18 protein-coding genes and 2 pseudogenes are annotated in these 22,485 nt (G+C 49.9%); 5 read left to right on the top strand and 15 right to left on the bottom strand.

Going from position 1 to position 22,485, the window contains the following annotated elements:
- Window positions 1-106 precede the first annotated feature (106 nt).
- Window positions 107-706, top strand: coding sequence for a TetR/AcrR family transcriptional regulator (locus ACQ4N8_RS05745; protein ID WP_430703378.1), 600 nt, complete (start codon window positions 107-109; stop codon window positions 704-706).
- Between the two features lie 75 nt (window positions 707-781).
- Here the strand turns inward: ACQ4N8_RS05745 and ACQ4N8_RS05740 are convergent, their stop codons facing one another.
- The 5 genes from ACQ4N8_RS05740 to ACQ4N8_RS05720 form a co-directional block, all read right to left on the bottom strand.
- Complete coding sequence (locus tag ACQ4N8_RS05740) at window positions 782-2,362, bottom strand: response regulator (RefSeq protein ID WP_430703377.1); 1,581 nt, start codon at window positions 2,360-2,362, stop codon at window positions 782-784.
- A complete protein-coding gene (locus ACQ4N8_RS05735; protein WP_430703376.1) occupies window positions 2,337-4,253 on the bottom strand; it encodes a cache domain-containing sensor histidine kinase in 1,917 nt (638 codons plus the stop codon). The genes ACQ4N8_RS05740 and ACQ4N8_RS05735 overlap by 26 nt, the downstream gene beginning before the upstream one ends.
- 67 nt (window positions 4,254-4,320) lie before the next feature.
- On the bottom strand, window positions 4,321-6,009 hold the full coding sequence (locus ACQ4N8_RS05730) for an extracellular solute-binding protein (protein ID WP_430703375.1): 1,689 nt from the start codon (window positions 6,007-6,009) through the stop codon (window positions 4,321-4,323).
- Between the two features lie 116 nt (window positions 6,010-6,125).
- Window positions 6,126-7,016, bottom strand: coding sequence for a carbohydrate ABC transporter permease (locus tag ACQ4N8_RS05725; RefSeq protein WP_430703374.1), 891 nt, complete (start codon window positions 7,014-7,016; stop codon window positions 6,126-6,128).
- A gap of 18 nt (window positions 7,017-7,034) precedes the next feature.
- A complete protein-coding gene (locus tag ACQ4N8_RS05720) occupies window positions 7,035-8,003 on the bottom strand; it encodes an ABC transporter permease (protein WP_430703373.1) in 969 nt (322 codons plus the stop codon).
- A gap of 409 nt (window positions 8,004-8,412) precedes the next feature.
- Between ACQ4N8_RS05720 and ACQ4N8_RS05715 the strand changes: the two genes are divergently transcribed.
- The 4 genes and pseudogenes from ACQ4N8_RS05715 (at window position 8,413) to ACQ4N8_RS05700 (ending at window position 12,156) form a co-directional block, all read left to right on the top strand.
- Window positions 8,413-9,315 carry a transposase gene (locus ACQ4N8_RS05715; protein ID WP_430703372.1) on the top strand — a complete coding sequence of 301 codons (903 nt, stop codon included), beginning with the start codon at window positions 8,413-8,415 and terminating at the stop codon, window positions 9,313-9,315.
- 495 nt (window positions 9,316-9,810) lie between these two features.
- Window positions 9,811-10,731, top strand: coding sequence for a hypothetical protein (locus tag ACQ4N8_RS05710; protein WP_430703371.1), 921 nt, complete (start codon window positions 9,811-9,813; stop codon window positions 10,729-10,731).
- Window positions 10,732-10,744: 13 nt separating this feature from the next.
- A pseudogene (locus tag ACQ4N8_RS05705) lies at window positions 10,745-11,419 on the top strand (response regulator transcription factor).
- The gene (locus tag ACQ4N8_RS05700; protein WP_430703370.1) at window positions 11,416-12,156 is read left to right on the top strand and encodes a histidine kinase dimerization/phospho-acceptor domain-containing protein; all 741 of its coding nucleotides are present in this window, start codon (window positions 11,416-11,418) and stop codon (window positions 12,154-12,156) included. Before ACQ4N8_RS05705 ends, ACQ4N8_RS05700 begins: the two are co-directional and overlap by 4 nt.
- 110 nt (window positions 12,157-12,266) lie before the next feature.
- Here the strand turns inward: ACQ4N8_RS05700 and arsC are convergent, their stop codons facing one another.
- The 10 genes and pseudogenes from arsC to ACQ4N8_RS05650 form a co-directional block, all read right to left on the bottom strand.
- The gene (arsC, locus tag ACQ4N8_RS05695) at window positions 12,267-12,686 is read right to left on the bottom strand and encodes an arsenate reductase (thioredoxin) (protein WP_430703369.1); all 420 of its coding nucleotides are present in this window, start codon (window positions 12,684-12,686) and stop codon (window positions 12,267-12,269) included.
- Window positions 12,687-12,689: 3 nt separating this feature from the next.
- A complete protein-coding gene (arsB, locus tag ACQ4N8_RS05690; RefSeq protein WP_430703368.1) occupies window positions 12,690-13,763 on the bottom strand; it encodes an ACR3 family arsenite efflux transporter in 1,074 nt (357 codons plus the stop codon).
- Window positions 13,764-13,917: 154 nt separating this feature from the next.
- Window positions 13,918-14,244, bottom strand: coding sequence for an ArsR/SmtB family transcription factor (locus tag ACQ4N8_RS05685; RefSeq protein WP_430703367.1), 327 nt, complete (start codon window positions 14,242-14,244; stop codon window positions 13,918-13,920).
- Window positions 14,245-14,330: 86 nt separating this feature from the next.
- Window positions 14,331-14,545 (bottom strand): annotated as a pseudogene (locus ACQ4N8_RS05680) (family 43 glycosylhydrolase); the annotation flags it as partial.
- 99 nt (window positions 14,546-14,644) lie between these two features.
- Window positions 14,645-15,727, bottom strand: a complete 1,083-nt coding sequence (locus ACQ4N8_RS05675) for a Gfo/Idh/MocA family protein (protein ID WP_430703366.1) — start codon at window positions 15,725-15,727, stop codon at window positions 14,645-14,647.
- 19 nt (window positions 15,728-15,746) lie between these two features.
- Window positions 15,747-16,730: a Gfo/Idh/MocA family protein gene (locus ACQ4N8_RS05670; protein ID WP_430703365.1), complete on the bottom strand. Its 984-nt coding sequence runs from the start codon at window positions 16,728-16,730 to the stop codon at window positions 15,747-15,749.
- A 36-nt stretch (window positions 16,731-16,766) separates the two neighbouring features.
- Window positions 16,767-18,605 carry an extracellular solute-binding protein gene (locus ACQ4N8_RS05665; protein ID WP_430703364.1) on the bottom strand — a complete coding sequence of 613 codons (1,839 nt, stop codon included), beginning with the start codon at window positions 18,603-18,605 and terminating at the stop codon, window positions 16,767-16,769.
- The gene (locus ACQ4N8_RS05660) at window positions 18,539-19,459 is read right to left on the bottom strand and encodes a carbohydrate ABC transporter permease (RefSeq protein ID WP_430703363.1); all 921 of its coding nucleotides are present in this window, start codon (window positions 19,457-19,459) and stop codon (window positions 18,539-18,541) included. The genes ACQ4N8_RS05665 and ACQ4N8_RS05660 overlap by 67 nt, the downstream gene beginning before the upstream one ends.
- A 32-nt stretch (window positions 19,460-19,491) precedes the next feature.
- On the bottom strand, window positions 19,492-20,400 hold the full coding sequence (locus ACQ4N8_RS05655) for an ABC transporter permease (RefSeq protein WP_430703362.1): 909 nt from the start codon (window positions 20,398-20,400) through the stop codon (window positions 19,492-19,494).
- 319 nt (window positions 20,401-20,719) lie between these two features.
- Complete coding sequence (locus ACQ4N8_RS05650; RefSeq protein ID WP_430703361.1) at window positions 20,720-22,465, bottom strand: class I mannose-6-phosphate isomerase; 1,746 nt, start codon at window positions 22,463-22,465, stop codon at window positions 20,720-20,722.
- Window positions 22,466-22,485: the final 20 nt, after the last annotated feature.

Raw genomic sequence — 22,485 nt, 5'->3', positions numbered from 1 at the left:
TATAAAAGTCACAATAGACGCCCGCAATCAGCAAAAAACAATGAAATGTTGACTAACCGACAAATCTGGACGATTCTGTCTACTACTTCACGAAAGAGGAAACGTTATGCACCAGACCGAGTCAAAAACGGATCCGAGAATCCTGCGCAGCAAATCGGCGCTGCGCGACGCTTTGCTGAAGCTGATGGCACAGAAACCGTTTAACGCCATCACGATCACGGATATCGTCAAACAAGCCAAATATAACCGGGGCACGTTCTATGCCAATTACGGCACGAAAGAGGATCTCCTTGACGATATGATCGCCGATAAGATCCAGGATCTGCTTCAATGTTTCAGAGCTCCATATGAGAAAGTCAACGTGTTCTACCCGCTTGAACTCCATGCCCATTCGGTCATGATCTTCGATCATATTGCCCGGAACGCCGATTTCTATACCGTGCTCACAAAAAGCGAAGTGCTTCCCGTACTTCGCGAGAACATCTTCGTCTCGCTCAAACGGATCATCATGGATGATCTGATCTTCGAGGTCAACGACGTCGACCAAGAGCTTCTGGTCATCTATTCGCTCCATGCGCTGCTCGGACTGATCTTTCACTGGATCGAAAGCGGTTTTGCCCATTCCCCCTCGTACATGCAGGAGCAGTTGGTGAGAATTTTGCACCAAAATCCTGGCACGAAACTGGAAGTCAAGACGAAAAAATGACGTTTACCGAAGGAAGCCTATGAAAACAAACAAGAGTCTGCCGCCGAGCGGTAGACTCTTTAACCGGATTCTATATTATGATCTTTGTTTTGCAGCCTGTTTGTCTCGATACTCCAGTGGAGACACGCCTTCGAGCTCTTTGAATACCCGAGAAAAATGGCGGGTATTCTCAAATCCGACCGCGGCGCTGATTTCCGACAATTTGAGCGAGCCCTTTACGATCAGCTCCTTCGCCTTGCGGATTCTCACTTTTTTCAGGTAGGTTACAAAGCTTTCGCCGGTATAAGCCTTGAACGCCTCGCTGAAATAGGAATAATTGAGCGATACATGGTTGCTCACCATTGCCATATTAAGCGGACGATGGTACTGTTTCTCGATATACGCCACCGCTTCTTTCATATCTCCGTGTTCACTGTGAGCGGACCGGATTTCTTTGATATACTCATCCAGATCCGACAGCAACTGTTCCAGCGATCTGAAATAATCGTGAAAATGGCGAAAGTTCGACATATCCCCTACTTTGCGGAAAAGCTTAAGCACTTCCACGGAGGCTTCTCCGTAAACCCGGAATACTTCATCCAGCACCTGTTCATTCATATGCCGGCTGACCGCCTCCAGATACGCGATATCGATCTCGGGCAAATGTTCAATCCGGAAAATTTCTTGCAGCAGCGGCCCAATCTCCTTCACCCGATTCGTGCCCAAGATATTGCCGAGCTTGCGGATTCCTTCCTTCGGTACGGGGCAAGACAGCAGCTTCAAAGGCATTTCTTTATACCAGATCAGCCGGGTCTTCGGATAAATAAAGGTATACTTCAGCGCTTCGCTGGCCTGGCGGTAGCCTTCCACCAGATCCTCCAGCCGGCTTCCCTCTTCACTGACGCCGATCAACATCCCGTCAAGCTCTCGTTCCGCCGCCAAGAGCGACATTTCCGCAAACTTTCGTTGCGGCCCCCCGACAAGAATCACTCGCCCCTCCCGGTCCAGCAAGGAAGCGCTAAGTACGCCGTCCACGCTTTCGAACATATGCTGAGCGAGCGACTTCAAGTCCTCCTTCTTCATGCGGGTGCCGTCCTCGTATTTGTAAGTCAGTACAGCGACGGAAAAGGGCCGTACATATTGGTCGAAACCTATTTCGGCGCTCCATCCCCTGGCCTCATCCTCCGTCAAATCCTGCTGCATCAGGAGCTCCTGCAGACGCACCGATTGGACTTGCTGCCGGTAGCTCTCCGTCACGGCCAACTGCTCGGCCATTTGAGAGCGCTTCGCCAAATTGTCCAGGCATTTGCGCAGCGCGGCAAACAGCTCATCCCTGCGGATCGGTTTAAGCAGATAGTCGACGGCCTGGTACCGGATCGCAGCCTTGGCATATTGAAAGTCCTCGTATCCGCTTAAAATAATGATCAGCGGCCGCCCGCTCTGCAAGGTCGGAGGCGGTTCCTCCGAGATCTTCTCAATCAAGGAAATGCCGTCCATCACGGGCATACGGATATCCGTAAGGATGATTTCCGCGCCTGCTGACCGGTACAAATCGAGCGCCTCGGCTCCTTGAGCTGCCGTGAACAATTCATACTGGCCCGGGAATTCGCGTTGAATCATGGTCTTCAGACCGAAACGGATATTCTTCTCATCATCGACGATCAATAGTTTTGTCATCCGAGCCACCTCTCCCTGTTAATAGCACCTTCGGCAATATCATGACAACCCGGGTAAACCGTCCTTGCTCGCTGAATACTTTCAGGCCGTATTCCTTTCCATAGTAAAGCCGAATGCGCTCTTGAACATTGCGAAGGCCAATGCCGTATGGGTTCGACTCCGGTCCGAAACCGCTAGGAACCTTATTTGTCAGGCCCACCTTCTCCAGTCCTTGGTTCAGTGCGAGCAGAGATTCTTCGTCAATCCCTCTCCCATTGTCCGTCACCATAATCCGCACATCATTCTGCCGCAATTCGTCAACTTGAATCGAGATATTCCTCGGCCCCTCCTCCTCCCCGATCCAGGCATGCTTGACCGCGTTCTCGACAACCGGCTGAAGCGACATCTTGAGCATCTCCATATCGAGATCATCGCCGAGAATATCAAGCCGTAGCTCAATAGGCTCATCAAAACGGATATTCATGACCTCTACGTAATTTTCGATATGCCGAATTTCATCGCGCAGCTTCACATATTCCCCGGACCATTTGAAGTTGTATCTCATCATTCCCCCGAGGGAAGTCAGCGCATCGGAAATCTGTCTTTGATTCTCGATTTCGGCCAGCATTTTGATATTTTCCAGTGTATTATACAAAAAGTGGGCATCGATTTGATTGTGAAGCGTACGCAATTCCGCTTCTTTCTTGAGTGCTTCTTTGTATACGGCCTGAGCTACCAGCGTATTGATCGTGTTCATCAGTTTGGAGAAGTGATGCGCCAGCTCTCCGACCTCGCCTCCGCCGCGGATCGCAATCCCACTGTAAGCCTCTCCCCGCCGCACCTTCTTCATCTCTTCCGTCAGCAAGCGGAGATTTTTCAGGATGAATGCATTGAGTATATAGGCAATAACCGCGACCAGCGTAATAAATCCGATATTGGCTCCAATCAGAAGATTGCGAGTATGTGAAATTTCCTTAAGCACACCGTCCATGGACACGATATTCAGCAGATCCGCGTTGATCCGCTCAATCGGCTTGTGCAGCAGCAGAAATGATTTTCCGTTCTCCGTGTAATGAATACCCCAGTCTCCCGTTTCTTTGTAGCGCTGAAGGCGCTCCCGGATCACCTTTCCCAAATCCGGGTTTGCCCTAAAAAACGAGTTCTCCTGACGGGTAAAAATCTGTGCTTCGCTGTCCACAAGCAGCATTTGCGATTCGCTGTCCTGGCCGGCCGAGTAGGTTCTCGGGCTGAATTTATCCAGAAGCATATCCACCTGAACCATGCCGACGTGATGGTCGGCCGGGATACTCATTTCGCGCAGCAGGGACACCTTGGGGGTTGGCGCAGGGGTTTGCCCCTTAAACCGTTCGATCACGTCCGGGTCATTGTACAGGAAAGACCAGGACTCCATGCCCTTCATCCGCTCCGCCTTTTTATACCACGCCTCATTGGCCACACGGCTTTCGCGGAAGAAGATCGGCCAGATTTCCGTGACATTGCTGCTGGAGAACAGGCGAAGGTGCTCCACATTCGGGTTGTAATATTGAATACGCGTCAGATTTTTGAAACTGTTGTTGCTGAACTCCACCAGTTCCTCGGGGCCGGGCTCGGCGGTATTGGCCAGGTAATCCCTCACATCAATATCGTCATAGGCGACTTGCACCGCCCGAACCATCGATTCAATCTGGGTATGGATATGCTGCTGTTCCATTTCAAGCAATGAGACATTCTTGTCCTCGGCATCGCGCACATACATGTTATTAATCGCTTCATATGAATAAAAGGACACCATCAAACTGGGTCCCAAAATGATAAAAATATAGGAAGCGATCAGGCGGCTTTGCAACGAACGGCGCCCGAACCAATACATAAACGAATCCCTTAACGCTGTCCAGCGCTTCCCACTATTCATAAAACAATGACTCCTTTTTATAAACCCAAAAGCCCGCGGTCAGCGGGCGTTTTGGGCAAAGCAATGATTACATGCCTAGTTTTTTCTTGTTCTCTTCATATTTAGTTTGTTGGAATGCTTGCACTTTGGCGAGCCCCAGATCTTCTTGCTTCTTGATGTAATCCGCCCAAACCTTATCGAATTCGGCTTCGGATGGAGCCATCAGCAGCTTAGGCAGCGTTTTACCGCGCAAATCTTTGATTTTGCTAAGAATGATGCCTTCATCGGAGTTAGCTAGCGGATCAATCAGGTCAAATTCGGAGACACTGACTGTTTTTCCGCGAGTCCAGTCTTCCAATTGCTTGTAAGGTTCAACCGATTCCGGCGCCCACTGCTGGCTGATGTTGGTATTTTGCATCATCCAGAAGGTGAAGGAAGAACCATATTGTTTGTCAAAAGCGGAGCGGTCTTTATTCATGAGATCGAATGCTTCAGGCAGGAATTGATCCTTACCGTCAATTGTATCATAGCTCACACCTTCTTCACCAAGGTACAGGTCTTTTTGTCCTTCTTCACTATTCAGGTAGCTCAAGAATTTAATCGCGCGCGCCTTGTCCTTGACGTCCTTGGAGATCAGGGTTACCGTCCAGCCGGAGATGGAAGGACCGTTCAGATTAGGCGCATCCAGTTTGGAGTTGGCCGGACCGTCAACCGCGATGTAGATTTTGTTCGGATCTTGCTGGTACAGTGTTCCAAGTTGTGCTGCAAAGTCGGTGCGTTGATACAGCATTGCGAAGTAACGTCCTTGCGCGATTTTTTCTTCCATTTGAGCGCGCTTATCGATAAAGATATCCTTCGCCAGCAAGCCGTCTTGGTTCGCTTGGCGCAGCGTCTTCAACCAGGCTACATATTCCGGATCCGTTTCGCGGTTGTACAGCTTGCCGTCTTTTTCTCTCGGGATGGCCAGGAAGTTTTGAATGTAACCTTCCAGGGAATCGTTGCCGGTTGCCGTGAATTCATGCAGACCGAGCGGAATCAGCGGCTGGCCGTCGATTTCGGGGAATTTCTCTTTGGCAGCCTTCAGAGCGGCCAGGAAGCCTTCCGGCGTGCGCATGTCAGGGCTACCGATCGCTTCATAAATATCCTTGCGTACAACGAACGTTTGGTTGGATACATAAGTATCGCCGTATTTTTCATAGTCTTTCGGAGACGAAGAAGAGTTCGGATAGCCGTACACATTGCCGTCAGGTTGCGTATACCATCCCATTTTGTCCGGGTCGGATACTTTGAAGAAGTACGGGTCGTATTCTTCCGCCAGTTTGTTCAGCGGCAGAACCAGGTCTCCTTCGATCATTTTCTTCACGCCGTCTTCCCACCAGCCGAGCGTAATGAAATCCGGCAGTTTGCCGGAAGCGATCAGCGTGTTCAGCTTCTCGTTCTCGTTACCGGCAGGTACGATGAAGTTGATATCAACGCCCGTCTTCTTGGTTACATATTGGGAAGTCGGGTCTACGCCCCATTTATTAGGGAACCAAGCAAAGTTCAGATACCAGTCAAACGTGATTGGAGACGTGTCGGATTTCCATCCCGGTTCGTCCGCCGATGGAGTCGCTGCCGGCTCGGTAGCTTCCTCCGTAGTCGTGTTGGCCGCGGTGTTGTTAGCGCTTTCTTTATTGGCGTTGCCATTTCCGTTGCCGCCGCAAGCAGCCAGGGACAGAACCATGATGACTGCCATCAGAAGCATCCACATTTTTTTGGTCTTGCTTTTCATGCCCATGCTTTTTACCCCTTTTCCGAATTTGTATGAATCCTTTTATGTGCAACTCCAAAGCCGCCGTAAAGCGGCTTGGAGGAGTTACTGCAATCAAGTAATGCCGGCTTCGCGCTGCCCGCTCAGCCCTTGATGGAGCCGATCATCATCCCTTTGACGAAATAGCGCTGCAGGAACGGATACGCAAACACGATCGGAAGTGTGGTGACGACCATCGTCGCCAGCTTGATCGATTGCGAGGTCACCGTTTTGGTCACTGCGCTGCCCTGCACGGCTGTGGTCATGATATTGGAACTGGACTGAGCCACAACCCGGTATAGAAAGGTCTGGACCGGCTGCAGGTTCTCGTTATTGACGTAAATAATCCCCGTAAAATAATCATTCCATTGATATACCCCGTGGAACAAAGCGATGGTTGCGATAACAGGCATGGATACCGGAAGCACGACCCTCAGAAAGACCGTCCAGTCGTTGGCGCCATCAATCCGGGCCGCCTCCTCCAGTCCATCGGGGATTTCCCGGAAGAAGGTCATAAAGATGATAAGATCAAAAAAGCTGAACAGTACCGGAATAATATAAACAATGAATTTATCGAGCATATGCAAATCACGGATGAGCAGGAAAGTCGGAATGAGCCCCCCTGAGAAAATCATCGTGATGGTTCCCATGAAAATGTAGAACCTTCCGGCAATCAGGTCTCTGCGGGAAAAAGCATAGGCGACCATCGCGGTGAAGAAGACGTGCGCTACTACGCCAATAACGGTTTTGGCGACGGTAAGCCCCATCGCGGTCATAATGCCGGGATTGTCGAATACCGCCTTAAAGTTCTCAAGGCTGAACATCCGCGGCCACCAGTAAATGCCGCCAAGCATCGCGTCCTTCCCGTCGTTGAAGGCATTGATCAGTACGTACCAGATCGGGTACAGCGTGACGAAGCAGATCAGAACCATGCCCAGATTATTAACCCAATCGAAGACGACTTCGCCTTTCGTTCTGCGGCTTAATGAAAACATGTGCAGTTCCTCCTTGGCCTAAAACAACGAAGTGTCGTTGAGTTTTTTGGATACTTGGTTCGCAATCAGCAGCAGAATGAGCGCAATCACGGACTTGAACAATCCGATCGCCGCAGAATACGAGTAACGGCCCGAGGAAATCCCCGTATAGTAGACGTAGTAATCGATAACGTTACTTGCGCTGTCATTCAGCGAGTTGCGCAATACCAGGATCTGGTCAAAGTTGGAGTTCAGCACGCCGCTGACGGCCAGGATGAACAAAATGCTGATCGTGGCCTTGATAGCCGGAAGCGTGACATACCACATTTGCTGGAATCGTCCGGCGCCGTCAATGGTCGCCGCTTCATACATTTCGGGCGAAATGCTGGTAATGGCCGCCAAATAAATGATCGCGGACCAGCCCAGCTCCTTCCAAACATCCGAAGCGATGACGATGGTCCAGAAATATTTCGGCTCGGCTAGAAAGGAAATCGGCTGGTCGATAATATGCAAAGCCATAAAAATATCGTTGATGATGCCCACATCCGCCAACCAGGTAGCAAGAATGCCGCCAAGCACTACCCAGGAAAGGAAGTGAGGCAAGTATGAAATCGTTTGGATCGCTTTCTTATACCGCAGCGACCGCACTTCGTTCAGGAAGAGTGCAAAGATGATCGGCAGCGGAAAGGTTAGCAGCTTGAGCAAACTGATGCCGAGCGTATTCTTCATGACGTAGCCGAAATTTTCATCCGCCAAAAATTCCTTGAAGTGCGTAAGTCCCGCCCATGGGGCTTCGGCTATCGTCCGGATAATGTCATAGTCTTTGAACGCGATGATGACGCCGTACATTGGAATATAGTTGAAAATAATCATCCACGCAATGCCGAGCAAAGCCATAATTTGAATATGTCTTTGCGAGTAAAGTTTCTTCAGCCATTTCCGCCTTCCCGGTGGCGGCGTTTCTGTTTGTAGCATGGCTGTGGGCTGTGTTGACGGTTGCATCTCCATCCCCTCTGACCTCCAAGCTGTTCTAGTCTGAGATTGTAAGCATTTTCATCTCTTGCTCTTATTGTACTTGCGTTCCGTTCCCGGAGTAATGCTCCAGATTTCGTATCGGTGTCTTCTTTTTCGGGTATGCGGCTAAAAAGATAAGAAATCCCCTCTCCGCTGGCAAGATCGCTTGGCGAGGATGAGGTAGTTGTCCTTAGGGTTCGTGTCTTGATGTCCCTGCATGCTCCTTTGCACGATTATCCCTTTCATTCAGTGACAAGAGTTAGGGAGTTGATAGGTGAGGGTGAGTCATAAAAAAAACGAGGCGATTCAGGTGGGATTTTCGACTTGTCAAGAGAACGTATGTTTGGTATAATGAAATAAAACGAACATACGTACGTGGATTCTTGATTCGGGGTGAGCGGACATGGAAGTCAATGCGGGTACGGATCTTCAACCCTTCAGCAGTCGTTATCACAGCGAGCAGGCCTGCTTGGAGGCGCTGATCGCGATGAAGTGGCCTAACGGCTTTGTCTGCCCGCGCTGCGCTCACACCCGGTGCAGCCGCCTCACCTCCCGGCGCATCCCCTTGTTCGAGTGCGCAAGGTGCGGGCATCAAACGTCGGCTTTGGCCGGTACGATTTTTGAACGGACGCATCTGCCCCTGTTGAAGTGGTTCCGGGCGCTAGAGTTGTTCTTGCTTCCCGATGGCATCTCGGCGATGCGGCTGAGCCAGGTGATCCGGGTTACCTACAAGACCGCCTGGTTAATGCTGCACAAAATACGCCATGCCGTCGGGGAGTTTGATGCCCGGGAGCTGCTCTGCGGAGATGTGAAGGTGAACAGCGATCTGTATGGGCAGGATCCATCCCGGTGTCAGTTACTCCATCCGTATGCCTCGGCGCTCGTAGCCGGCTGCACGGTAGAGGAGTCGGGCGAGCCGGAGCAAGTTAAAATCCACCTGTTGCCGCATAAGAGGGGAGACGGAAAAAGGGTAAGTCGTCACGAACTCGCCGCGTTCATCAACGGGTATGTGGATGTCCGTACATCAGTGGTGCAGTCGTTCCCTCTAGCCTTTCGGCTGTATTTGCCCCTGCGAAAAGTGGTGAGAGAGGCGTGGGAATCGCTGAAGAGTACGTATGTAGCCTTGGGACTGAAGCATCTGCAGGCATACCTGAACGAATACACCGTACGCCGCCGGCTGCGCCTGCCCGGAGCGGAAGAAACGATGCGGCAGACGTTGCTGCGCATGTGTGTGGCAATTCCGGCGATTACCTATCGCCAATTGATCGCGCGCCAACCGAATCAGCCGCTTGCGGCTGCCGCCTGATCGAGGCGCTTGAACGGTGAGGATTATTAGCTTGATTCGGATCAACTGGTTCAACTTGAGGGGTGTGGGTTAGCATGAACGGTGCGAGCGGTGCCGCATACGGGAGGGTTCAGGATGCAGCAATTCACGATCTTTTCGTTCCCCGCGTCCTGCCCTTCAGCTCCCGTCCGGCCTGCTTCACTTTCTCCTAAACCTGTTTCCTTCTTTTAAACGTGCTTTCTTCTCCTATGCCCGTCTAATGATCTCGAACCTATCTGCTTCGCCACAACATATTTTCTTCTCCCGAGATTGTCTGTTTCTCTGCCATCTGATCAAACGGGATAATCGTGCAAAGCATCCGGAGCGGTTAACACCGGTGAGATTAGTAAATCCTGATTTGAATTTCTGCATATTAGTTCAAACAGATCATTCGGCGGGTTCCCTTTTTATGATAATCTCGTTCTTGAGTGTGCTTGGCTTCTTAAGGAATTTTAAAAGATGGGAGTAGAGAAACGAGTGAAGAAGAGGTTAACCACTTTAGGACTGGCGGTTTGTTTGATGTTCATGAACATCGTCCCCTCCCCGGCCCATGCGGAGAACGGGCTCGCGAAAGCACTATGGGTTTGGGATTTTTACGAAGCCGCTTCCGATTCGAACAAGATAACGCAGTTGCTGCAGTTTTTGAATGAGCAGGACGTTAACTTGTTGTTCATCGGAACAAGGAAGACATTGCCGGATCAACCCACAACTTATGAGGAATTGATCCGTAGAGCGCATGAAGACGGGATACGCGTGTTTGCTCTTGCCGGAAGGGCCAACTGGGCTCTGGAAGGCCATCATCGCGAAGCGCTTACGGAGCTTCGCGAAGTACTTGCTTTTAATGCAGCCCGCCCTGCCAGTAAATTTGACGGGATCCAATATGACATTGAACCGCACACGTTGCCCGAATATGTAAGCCAAAGGGGCTCTGTCAGCTATCAATATATCCAGGTTCTGAAGAGAATAGCGAATGAGATTGCCGCCAGCGGCGATCATCTGGAGTTTAATGCAGCCATTCCGTGCTGGTATGCCACGGGGGAAAATGCGGTTATCGTTGAAACCGGCGGGGAGCGAAAACCGCTTAGTTATTTTGTGTTGGACATCGTGGACACCGTATCCATCATGGCGTATCGCGACACGGGCGAACGGCAGATTCGCGCATCGCTGGCGGAAGCCGATTACGCGGCGAGTTTAGGCAAGAAAATTTACGTCGGCGCAGAAACCAACCCTCCCAACGGTTACACCATTCCTTATGAAATTACCTACTATAACAAAGGCAAAGATTATATGAATCAGCAATTGAGTACGGTCATCCAGTATTATGCGGACCATTCCGGGTTTGGCGGAATCGCCATCCACAACTACCCTGCATTCAAAGTATTGGTGCAAGACCAATGACCAAATTCTTCATCTGATCCATATTCTAGTTGTGGAAGATGACCGCCATGCCAGAAGACTGCTTGAAGCCGTACTGAAACGCGAAGGTTACCTGGTGTCTACCGCCGAAGACGGAGTTCTGGCCATGGGCGTGTTCGAAGAGCAGCATATCGATCTTATCCTCCTTGATATTATGATGCCGAACATGGACGGGTACGAGTTCGCCAAGGAACTCCGGGATGCCGGCATCCAGATTCCCATTCTGATGGTTACCGCCAAGCATCTGCCCGAGGATAAGAAGAAGGGTTTCCGGCTTGGGACCGACGATTATATGACCAAGCCGATTGATACCGAAGAGATGCTGCTCCGGATTCAGGCCCTGCTCCGCCGTTCCCAGATCGCCAGCGCCCGCAAGCTGGTTGTTGGCCAGGTAGTACTGGATTACGATGCTTTGACGGTTTCGCGCGGCGAGGAGAAGCAGACTCTTCCGCAAAAAGAATTTTACCTGCTGTACAAGCTGCTGTCTTACCCGGACCGCATCTTTACCCGTATCCAGCTGATGGACGAAATCTGAGGGATGCAAAGCGAAAGCACGGATACTACGGTCAACGTGCATATTAATCGCCTGCGGAAGCGATTCGAAGGGTATCCCGAGTTCGAGCTTGTGTCCGTCCGCGGTCTCGGCTATAAGGCGGTGCGGCATCCATGAACAGATTGGGGAAATGGGTTAAAGAAAAAATTACCCTGTCGTTCGTATTTTCACTTATTGTCTTCATTATTTTCCTGATTCCCGTCGTGATTACCGGCATCCTGTTCTTTCTGGCGAATTTTCTGGGATTATTAAATGAGAATATCACCCAAGGCGGAACCGCCCTGTCCATTATTATTCTGATCTCCTGCATTCTTATCGGAACCACGATATCCGGTTTTGTCAGCCGCCGAATGGTCAAGTCCGTCCGAGAGTTCATCGACGCGATCAGGCGGCTGGCGGCCGGCGACTTTTCCACGCGACTGCACTTGAAGAGTCCTCCCGAATACCGGATTTTGTCCGAGAACTTTAACCGGATGGCCGAGGAGCTCGGCGGCATCGAAATTTTGCGCACCGACTTCGTGAACAATTTCTCACACGAGTTCAAAACACCCATTGTCTCGATCAGAGGTTTTGCCGAAATGCTGAAATATGATGATTTCTCCAAAGAAGAACGGGACGAGTACCTCGATATCGTTATTGAAGAATCCGCCCGGCTCGCCTCGCTGGCCACGAACGTGCTGGAGCTGTCGAAGATTGAGACCCAGACGATTCTGACGGACAAGCAAAAGAATGCCGATGTCATTCTGGTGCTGAAGGACGGCGACATCCTGGAGAGCGGAAGCCACAGCGAGCTGCTTGCCAAAAACGGCTTCTACGCCGAGCTGTACAACAGCCAATTCGAGCAGGCTTCTTAAAGGGCATGACGTAATTAAATCGGACAGCATAAAAAGACAGCATGAAGATGAGTTCATGCTGTCTTCATGCTGTCAAGAAAGCCGAGATTCCTCTCGGCTATTTTTGTTCTTTACTCGCCCGTTTCGGCAAATTGCTTGATACGAGCGCCAATTTCATCGCGTACTCTTTGGAATACGGCCCATTTCTCTTCATCCGTGCCATGCGCTTTTGCCGGGTCGTCAAATCCCCAATGCTCGCGTTTTACGTGCGGTGGAGTCATGGGGCAGCGATCGGCAGCGTCGCCGCACAAAGTGACGACCATATCGGCATGGTTAAGCAATTCCATATCTATGATATCCGACGTTTGTGCGGAGATGTCGATGCCAACCTCCTGCATCGCTTTGACCGCATTAGGGTTGAGTCCATGCGCTTCAATGCCGGCGCTGTATACGTTCCATGGATCGCCCAAATATGTTTTGGCCCATCCTTCAGCCATTTGACTGCGGCAAGAGTTCCCTGTGCACAAGAAATAGATTGTTTTCTTAGCCATGATTCATTTCTCCTTTAGGGTCTGAGTTAGTTCGGCATCAAAATACTTGCGTTTGAAGCGTAAAGCCACATTCACTAATGCGATCAACACGGGGACTTCCACCAGCGGCCCGATCACGGCCGCGAAGGCTACGCCCGAATCAAGGCCAAACACGCCGATCGCCACCGCTATGGCAAGCTCGAAATTGTTGCTGGCTGCCGTAAATGACAACGACGTAGCAACGGGATAAGATGTCCCTGATTTTTTGGAAAAGAAAAAGGACACTACGAACATCACCACAAAATAAATGATCATCGGAATCGCAATGCGTACGACATCCAGAGGCAGCGTTACGATCAGGTCGGCTTTTAATGAGAACATAAGAATAATCGTGAATAATAAAGCGATCAAGGCGAGCGGGCCGATTTTGGGAAGCAACACTTGTTCATACCACTCCGAGCCTTTTAACCGGATCCCGATCACGCGCGTCAATAATCCGGCCAGAAACGGAATGCCCAAATAAATCAGGACGCTTTCGGCAATTTGCCCCATGGAAATATTCACTTCCGCGCCTTGGACACCAAACCAGCCGGGCAAAACCGTGATAAACACATAACTGAACACGGAATAAAACAGAATTTGAAAGATGGAGTTAAAGGCCACCAGCCCCGCGGTGTATTCCGGATCTCCCTTAGCCAAATCGCTCCAGACCAGAACCATGGCGATGCAGCGGGCCAAGCCGATCATAATGAGCCCAATCATGTATTCCGGCAAATCGCTCAGAAACAGGATCGCCAGGAAGAACATTAAGATCGGGCCGATAATCCAGTTTTGCACCAACGAGAGCAGCAATACCTTCCAATCTTTGAATACCCGTCCCAGCTTCTCGTATTTGACTTTGGCGAGCGGCGGATACATCATGACGATCAGACCGACCGCAATCGGAATCGAGGTGGTTCCCACTTGCATCCGCGACAACACGTCCGCAAAACTAGGAATCAAGGTTCCGAGGATCAATCCCGCACCCATCGCGCCGAATATCCAGAACGTCAAGTACCGGTCGAGAAAGGACAATCTTTTTGTTGCGCCTTGACTCATTTCAAGTATCTCTCCTTTAAGAAACCCTTACTACAATCTAATTATACACTTATCATTATATAAGTAAATAATAATATGTTTATGTAATTTGCGATTTCCATAAGAATAAACGTCCGGAGCATCGGTAGCTCCAGACGTTCATACCAACCCGGGATTAATCACAAGCCGTAGCCGTTGTTTGCCGGTCCAGCCAATCGATTCTTGCCGCTTGAGAAGGGAGATGCTTCAAAACTTCTTTGACGTAAGGCTTATCTTCAATCGTCAAAGAGTAATAAGTCCACTTCCCTCTGCGGATTTCGCTGACTAAACCGCCTGCCTTCATTTTGCGTAAATGCTGGCTTATGCTTGGCTGCGACATTTGGAGCATATCCACGATGTTACAAACGCATAATTCCCGTTCTTTCAGCAGTCCAAGGATGGTAAGTCTTGATTTATCTCCTAACAATTTAAAGGTCTCGGCCATCGTATCCAAGGTATCCATCCGTTTTCTCCTCCAAAAGGATCACGAGTTTTCAAAACGTATATTTATATAATTGTATTATAATATATATGTAATGATTTGTCTTCGATGCTGTCATGGTTATTGCCATCGTAATACATCGGCTTGTCTGCCGGTTTATAGGCATCGATATGAAGATCGTTGTTACTGACGATCACCCCCTGGTAAACGAAGCCTTTCGTCGGAAAAGGACTGGTCGCGTAACACAGCTCATGCATGACTCGAGGAATAGATCAAGTAATTGGTATTGTCCTTTCTTTCGGATGGAAGGAGCCTCAAAAAATGCACGCCTATTCATTGAATCAGCATAACCGGCACATCAAAAAAAGTCCGCGAAGCTGTCGCTTCACGGACTGAATGTGATATTGCTTATTTCACGTTTTTATTCCTGATCAAAATAAACGATTTTCCCCGTTTCGGCGGATTGATATACCGCTTCCAAGATTTGAGAAACGATCATCGCTTCCCTCGGTTTAACCAAAGGTTCGGTATCGTTCACGATGCTGTGAATCCATTGTTTGGCTTCATACTCGAAATCGGTTAGTACTTCCCCCCGGAAAAGTTCTCTTGCATTCGGGTCCACATCGATCTGGTTCAAAAACAAACTTCCGTCCCTCTCCCCATTAATCCGGAGCTTATTGTGATTGAAATCCGCGCCCCCCTTCGTTCCGCACAGCAGGTTGCCGCCACCGTCCGCAATGTTTAGGGCCCAACTGGTTTCAATGATGACCGTTGCTCCATTTTTGAATTTCACGTATCCGAACGCGGAATCCTCGACCTCGAATTCATTTGGATCCCAGGATCCCCATTCGTTCGCGGCATTCTCGGTATGTTTCAGTTTATGGAAGACGCTGCCGACGACGCTTTCCGGTTCATAGTTATCCATCAACCATAGGATGAGATCAAGGGAATGGGTTCCAATATCGATCATAGGACCGCCCCCCTGCTTCTCTTTATCCAAAAACACGCCCCAGGTAGGTACGCCTCTTCTTCGGGTCGCGACTGCTTTGGCGAAATAGATGTCTCCAAGCTCCCCATCAGTGATCATCTTTTTTAGCAGTTGGCTTTTGGCGCTGGAACGGCTCTGGTACCCGACGGTTAGCTTCTTGCCTGTTCGCAAGTGGGCTTCGTACATCGCTTTCGCCTCCGCACCGGTGACGGCCATGGGCTTCTCGCACATGACATGCTTGCCGCTTTCGAGCGCATCGATGGATATCGAGGCGTGAGAACTGTTCGGGGTTAACACATGGACGACTTCGATCTCTTCGATCGCTAGCAGATCTTTGTAATTCGTGAACACCTTGGCTTCCGGCGTGCCGTATTTTTTCGCGGCTTCCTCGGCTCTTTCCGGGATCAAGTCGCAGAAGCCCACCATCTGTACATTGTCCAACTTCGCTAAACTCGGCATATGTTTGTCATTCGCAATCAATCCGCAACCGATGATCCCTACTTTTACCGTTCTCATAGACTCACCCTCCCCCGCGTTATTTGAACTCCACCGTTCGGTTTTCCCTATGTGCAATGTATGCCGCTTCCAAGAGCTCCGTTAATTTCGTCCCCTCCTCCAACCCGAAGGGCATTGGCTTATCATCAAGCACGGCATCCACCCATTGGAGGATCGGAAGCGGCTGCTCTGCTGGGAGTTGATGAGGCGAAATCCATCCGCCAAAGGGTAAATCAAGATTTTTTGAAGTGACTTTAACGGTATGATCCGAGACGATCAAAGTCCCCTCGGTGCCGTAAATCTCAAGAGCAGAAGGAGTTCTGTACGTAACCAGGCTGGTTTCGACCAGGGCGATCGCGTTGTTGGCGAACTCAATGGAGCACTGCGCATTATCTTCCACGGCACGATGCGTGAAGTAATGAAACATGGAGGTGATTCGCTTCGGCTTACCCAAATACCAGCTGGCAAGGTACATCGGGTGACAGCCTAAGTCCATCATGGCTCCGCCCCCGGCTTGCTTCTCATCATACCAGTACTCCGGGAGCCAATGATTCAAAGCCCCATCGTGACCATTACGAATGCGTAGAAGCGTAACATCTCCTAAGATCCGGTCATCGATCAGTTGCTTCGCGAACAATTCGTGGGGTCTCGTGCGGGCAGGAAATGAAATGCCAAACTTGACACCCGCTTGGCGTACCGCCGCAGATATTCGATCGCATTCCTCCGTGGTAAGGGCCATCGCTTTCTCGGTGAAAATATGTTTACCGGCCTGAGCGGCCGCTACCATAACGTCCGCGTGCATGCTTGTAGGGGCATCCACCACGACGCCATCGATGTCTTCGCGCCCCAGAAGAGTATCCAAATCCGCCTCAAAATCCGCGCCCAATTGGGCAGCCCATTCCCTCCCGCGTTCGGGTTCTTCGTCCCAAACCGCCGTGATCTTCACCTTCCCATGGGATTGCAACCTTCTTGCGTAATCCTCCGCATGCACATGCCATTTACTTAACATTGCAACGTTCAACATATCATGTTCCCTCCTTCGTCTTGAGGATGAGCAAGGTTAGAACCCTACATCATCTCGTTCCGCCGCTTTCTGAGCCACAAACTCCGCCATTTCTTCCACGCCGGCAGCTCTAAATTTGTCTTGAACTTTATGGAGCATCGTTAAAGCTTCTTCGTCTGACGCGGCAAACAGTGTCTTTTTAAATTCCTCATCGAAATTCAAACTGCTGGTTTTATCGATAAATTCCTGATATTGGGGCCATTCTCTCGCCAGGTAGCTGGCGCTGACTTTATCGATGATTTTGATCGGCAATTTGGCCGAGAAGCTCTCCTCCAGCTTTTGCCACTGCGTTTTCTGATCTTCTGGCGTAGGCCAAGTGACGGTATCGGAGAATGCGCCAATGAACCTTCCCGGAAGATAATTGAGCCCTGCATCTCGTTTCAAATCCGGATTCTCATCGAATTGTTTCTTCACATCCGAAATCCATTGAGGGATCCCGTTCTCCAGGGTGTAGTGCGTTCCTTCAATCCCGAAGTACGAAAGCAACCGGCCTTCCTCACTGTTGACATAATCAATGTACCGTAAGGCCGCATCGGGATCTTTGATTTTCGCGCTTAAGAAAAGGACCGGGAAACCGGATCGGCCGGGTTTTTCCACTTGCGTCCGAATTTCTCCGCTCTTATTCTTCATCGGTCCAAGCAGCTCGTATTGCATTTCCGGATTCGTCTTATACAGCGTTTTGGATAATTCAGGCAACATGGGTTGAGCTCCGAATACGGCAAGCTTGCCTGTAGTAAGCTTTTCGTTCGCGGTTGTGCTCGTATTGCTGAAAGCTTCGAGATCAAACAAACCTTCCGTTAATAACTTCCTCATATACAACAGTCGATCTTCATGATCCTTGGATTGCGTCCAGTGAATCAGCTTTCCGTCTACCTCGCGGTAGTCCGAAATATTGTAGTCCGTCCAACCGGCAAGGAATTGACCATAGTCCCATCCATTCCACATCGTTCCGGCCGGGATCACCGGCTTGCCGGCAATATCCTTGAACCCGCCGTCTCTGATCTTGACCAATAAGTCATACAGTTCCTCTTGTGTATCGATATCTTCTGCTTTCACATTTAACGCCTTGAGAATATCTCCCCGGGCAAAAAGGCCGTAATTCCAATTATGAATGCTCTCCGGAGTTCCGTCCGGGGTTTCCGTAGGAATGAGATAGGTTATCCCTTCGAAATCCGGGCCATTGAGATCGAACTCGTTAAAATCCTTCGCAATCCCGGTCGTCACAAGTCTTTTCACATTCGGGTATTTATCGAGATAAGGGGTTAAATCCAGAAGCTGTCCTTCCATCGCCGCCTTCTTGATGACTTGCCCTTCCCCTCCTGTGGTCGACCAGAAAGGGGCGTTCACGATATCCGGAACCGTCCCGGAAGCAAAGATGGTGTTCAGTTTTTCGACTTCGCTTGTCGTGATGGATTCCAGTTTTAAGGTCACTCCCGTTTTTTCCCGGATTTGCCTAGCTACGGGATTATTCTCCTGATCCTGCGGGAAACCGGCTCCTCCTCCGTTCCAAGCACTGAGGAAAGTCAAGGTTACCTGCTTCATTTCTTCCGTACCCGACTCCTTCACGGTACCCGCCTCATTCGAACCCGTGTTACCCGTGCCCGCTTCCTCTTTCCCCCCTGTTCCCGTACATGCCGTCATGGTTACGAATAGCAGTAAAGCGATCAGCGGGATGCCAAGGATCCCCCTTGACCTGTTCTTTCTCATACTGCACACTCCCCTCTCATTTGGACATTTTTTTATATAAAAGGCTTGGCCTCTTATACCAACTACTCCTTCAGGGAACCTACCAATACGCCTTTCACGAAATACTTCTGCAGAAACGGATACACACAAATGATCGGTGTCGTGATGATAATGACGAAAGTCATCCTCAGGGCTTCCGGGGTGACCCCTCGCAGCTCCCTCTGGGATTCGGTCATGTTTTGAATCGCAGATCCGCTATTACCCGACGACGACGTCATCGATTGGAAAGACGCTTCACTGATCATTTTGTTCAGGAATGTTGCTGCAGGCTGCAGCTTCTCATTCTGGATGAAAAACTGCCCGGTGAACCAGTCATTCCACACGCCTACCCCGACAAACAGGGCAATGGTAGCCAGCACCGGCATCGAAAGAGGCAATATGATTCTTGCGAATACTGATAGCTCTCTGGCGCCGTCGATTCGGGCCGACTCCGATAGAGCTTCGGGAATCCCGTCGAAGAAGGTTTTCATAATAATCGCATTGAAAAAGCTATAAAGGGAGGGCAAAACCAATACCCAAAACGTATCGAGAATGTGTAACTGCCGGAAAAGGATAAAGGTCGGAATAAGTCCCCCGCTGAACAAAGTGGTAAAGAAAAAGAAAAAAACGATGTACTTTCTTCCGGGCAAGCCTTTCCGCGAAAGAGCATAGGCCAACAAAGCCGTCAGAAATACGGATCCCACCGTGACCACAACGGTTCGAGCAACCGAAACATAAAACGAATTTAAGATCAACGGGTTGGTAAACGCCTTGGCATAGTTTTCTAATGTAAACACTCTAGGAAAAAAATAGATTCCGCCCTTCATCGCATCGTAGCCGTCATTGAAAGAAAGGGCTAAGAAATAAATAAATGGATATAGCGCCGTGGCGCAAAAGATCAATAACACCGAGTAGTTAAGCGCCATATAGATTCGATCCGCCGGCGTCAGCCTTTTCGCACCCATGCACACACCTCCTCATGCTCGACGTTGGCCTATTACCATAGCGATACGTCGCTCACACGCCTTGAAATATGATTGACTACAACAATGAGAAGCAAAGAGATTGCGGATTTGAACAAACCGATGGCCGTGGAATAAGCTAATTGCCCTTGTTGGAGTCCTGTTTTTAACACATACGTGTCCAATATCTCCGAAACGCCTAAGGTCGCCGGGGTTTGCATCAGCCAAATTTGGTCAAAACCCGCGTTCAGGATTCCGCTGAGGGAAAAGATCAGCAGGATGGCAATCGTCGGCGTTAGGCACGGCAGCGTAATTTTAAATAGTTTGCTCCACCTTCCAGCCCCGTCGATTTCCGCAGCTTCATACAAGTGCGGATCGATATTCGTTAACGCGGCCAAATAAATGATCGAACCCCAGCCTACCCCTTTCCAGACGTCGGAAATGATGACCAAAGGATAGAATAACTCCGGCTTCCCCATAAAAAAGATCGGATCCAAACCCATTTGAAAGCGAATGTCGTTGATCAGCCCCACGTTCGGAGACAGTATTTTTTGAAGTAAGGTCACGACAACGACCCACGAAACGAAGTGCGGCAGATAGGAAATCGTTTGAAACACTCTTTTGATTTTTTTGTGCATGACGGCATTCAGCATTAAGGCAAGGATCAATGGAGCGGGAAATCCGAATATCAGTTTTAGCGCGCTAATGGACAACGTATTGCGGAGTACATCGTAGAAACTGGAATCGTTTAAGAACTGTTCGAAATATTTAAACCCTGCCCAAGGACTCCCCAAGATGCCCAGATTGTATTTGAAATCTTTGAATGCTATCAAAATGCCATACATCGGATAGTAAGCAAAAACCAGAAACCAAAGGATAGCGGGAAGCAAAAATAAATAGATATGCCTGAAATGCCATATTTTACTCCATCTATTGGGTCCCATTCTCCGATCACCTCCTGGATCTTCATCGGATCGCTTCTATAGAATAGTCCATCTATAAACCGGCAGCATCGCGGCTCCCCCCTCTCTTGCAAGCGGTTTCATTTATATGCTTATAAATATTCTATATAAATGAATATATTCAATATGCTATAAGAAAAATTCCTAAATCGACGCAGTTAGCAAATGATCAACCACAATCCATAATGAGTATATTCAATATATACATATTTTTCTAAATCCAAAGAACAAAAAGAGGGCGTCTCAAAAGCAAACTTTTGAACACCCTCTTTTTGTTCTTTACTCGCTCGTTATAGCGAACTTAGCGGACCGACGCAACGATGATCATGACCGTCTTCCCTTCTGAAATTCCCGAGGGCCGGACCGAGTAAGCATCCACCGCCGCCGGGATAACGGCGGTTTCGGCATAGTGTACGTCAAAAGGAGGAAATGCGCCGCTTTTGCTGTAAATCGTAATCTGCCCGCCTTCCACAAGGTTCAGCATCTGTACGCTGTCCTTGCAGGCCATCTCTACCGGCGCCGAAAAGGTGTAGCGGAAAGTCTCGATGAATTGCCGGGGATGCAGGCCGGTTCGCTCCACCTTACGGTGTTCTGATTCTTCCAGCACCTCCCTCTGATGAATGAGATTCTCCTTTATCCAAGATGTGTCCCGATCCCATTGTATATTCTTTAGCCCGTGCTCCAGATGGGTGGGGCGAGGTAGACCATCCAAGCCCATGCGGCCCCAATCCCAAAGTTTAAAAGTAAATATATAAGGGGTCGCGCTAATCTCCAGCACCATGGTATCCTTGCCTGAGCAGTGGATGGTGCCTGCAGGAATAAGCACATGATCATGCTTTTTGACCGGGATTTTGTTTACGTACTCCTCTGCCGGGAAGGGTGCCTCACCGCTTTTCGCGCGGTACAGGTCGCTCGCCATGCGTTTGCTGTCCACATTTTCTTTTAGTCCCAGATAAACGTAAGCATCTCCGTTTTCAGCTGCGTCCAAGATATAGTAGCTCTCATCCTGGGTATAGTGCATACCAAAGGTCTGTTGGATGTATTCGGTCAGCGGATGCACCTGGAGGGACAAATTCCCGCCCCCCATCGTGTCCAGCAAATCAAACCGAATCGGGAATTCCGCCCCGAACCGGGCGTGAACCCGCTCGCCTAGCAAATGGCGGGGGCAGAAAAGTACCAGGTCAATCGCTGGAATCTCCAAGGTAACCTGTCCGAAACGCAACTGGAGGCTGTTCTCTTCCGGTAAACCGTCAAAACTCCAGGCATAGTTCGGCGGTCCCTCGGGCAACCCGAAATTCTCCTTCATCCACTGCCCGCCCCATACACCCGGATCAAAATAAGGCTTCAGACGGAATGGCCGTGAAGCCGCCGCTTTGAGAGCGGAGCGAAAGGCGTTCCCGGAAACCATGTTTGGACGGCCCGGCGAGGTGGTTTCGATCAGATAATCCAAGCTCCCCAGCAACTCGGTTTTATGCCGGTCCGCAATGCGCCACTCTACAAAGAAACCGCGTTTGTATTTTTCCAGGATTGGCGCATCGGGATTGTCGGCCAGCCAGTTCGTCATTCCCCGGCGATAGCGCAACTGGATTTCCCAACGGGGCAAATCGAGGTATACCAGCATATCACCTTTGGTTACGAGTGACGCGCCTGTTCCATAGAGAAATATCGGGCCATCGGATCGTTCAATTTCTGTCCGCAAAGCATCCAGGGAGGCGGGGTCAAAGCAGCTTTCCAACCTGCCATAAAACATGACACCGAAAACCGGGTCTTGCGGAAGGCTGGGGGCAAGCCTCTGTTCCAGCTGCTGCGGCGGGAACAGGCAGGTTTCACAGTCCAACATCAGCGCCGGAGACAAAAGCGCCAACTCCTTAGCTACTTCCTCCTTGTCTGTTCCTGGATAAAAATCAAAAACAAATACCCGACATTGATCCATATGCCGCCCCAACTCTTTCCGGACTGCTTCCCACCCCGAAAAAGCATGGTTGTCCCAGCCTTCGATGTCCAGTACCGGCTCCAAGTCATAGTTATGGTATTTCCCGTGTTTCATATCTAAAGTGCTCCTCATCG

It is taken from the genome of Paenibacillus macerans (genome assembly GCF_050565405.1).
GTDB lineage: Bacteria > Bacillota > Bacilli > Paenibacillales > Paenibacillaceae > Fontibacillus > Fontibacillus macerans_B.
This window is presented reverse-complemented; position numbering and strand designations above follow the sequence as displayed.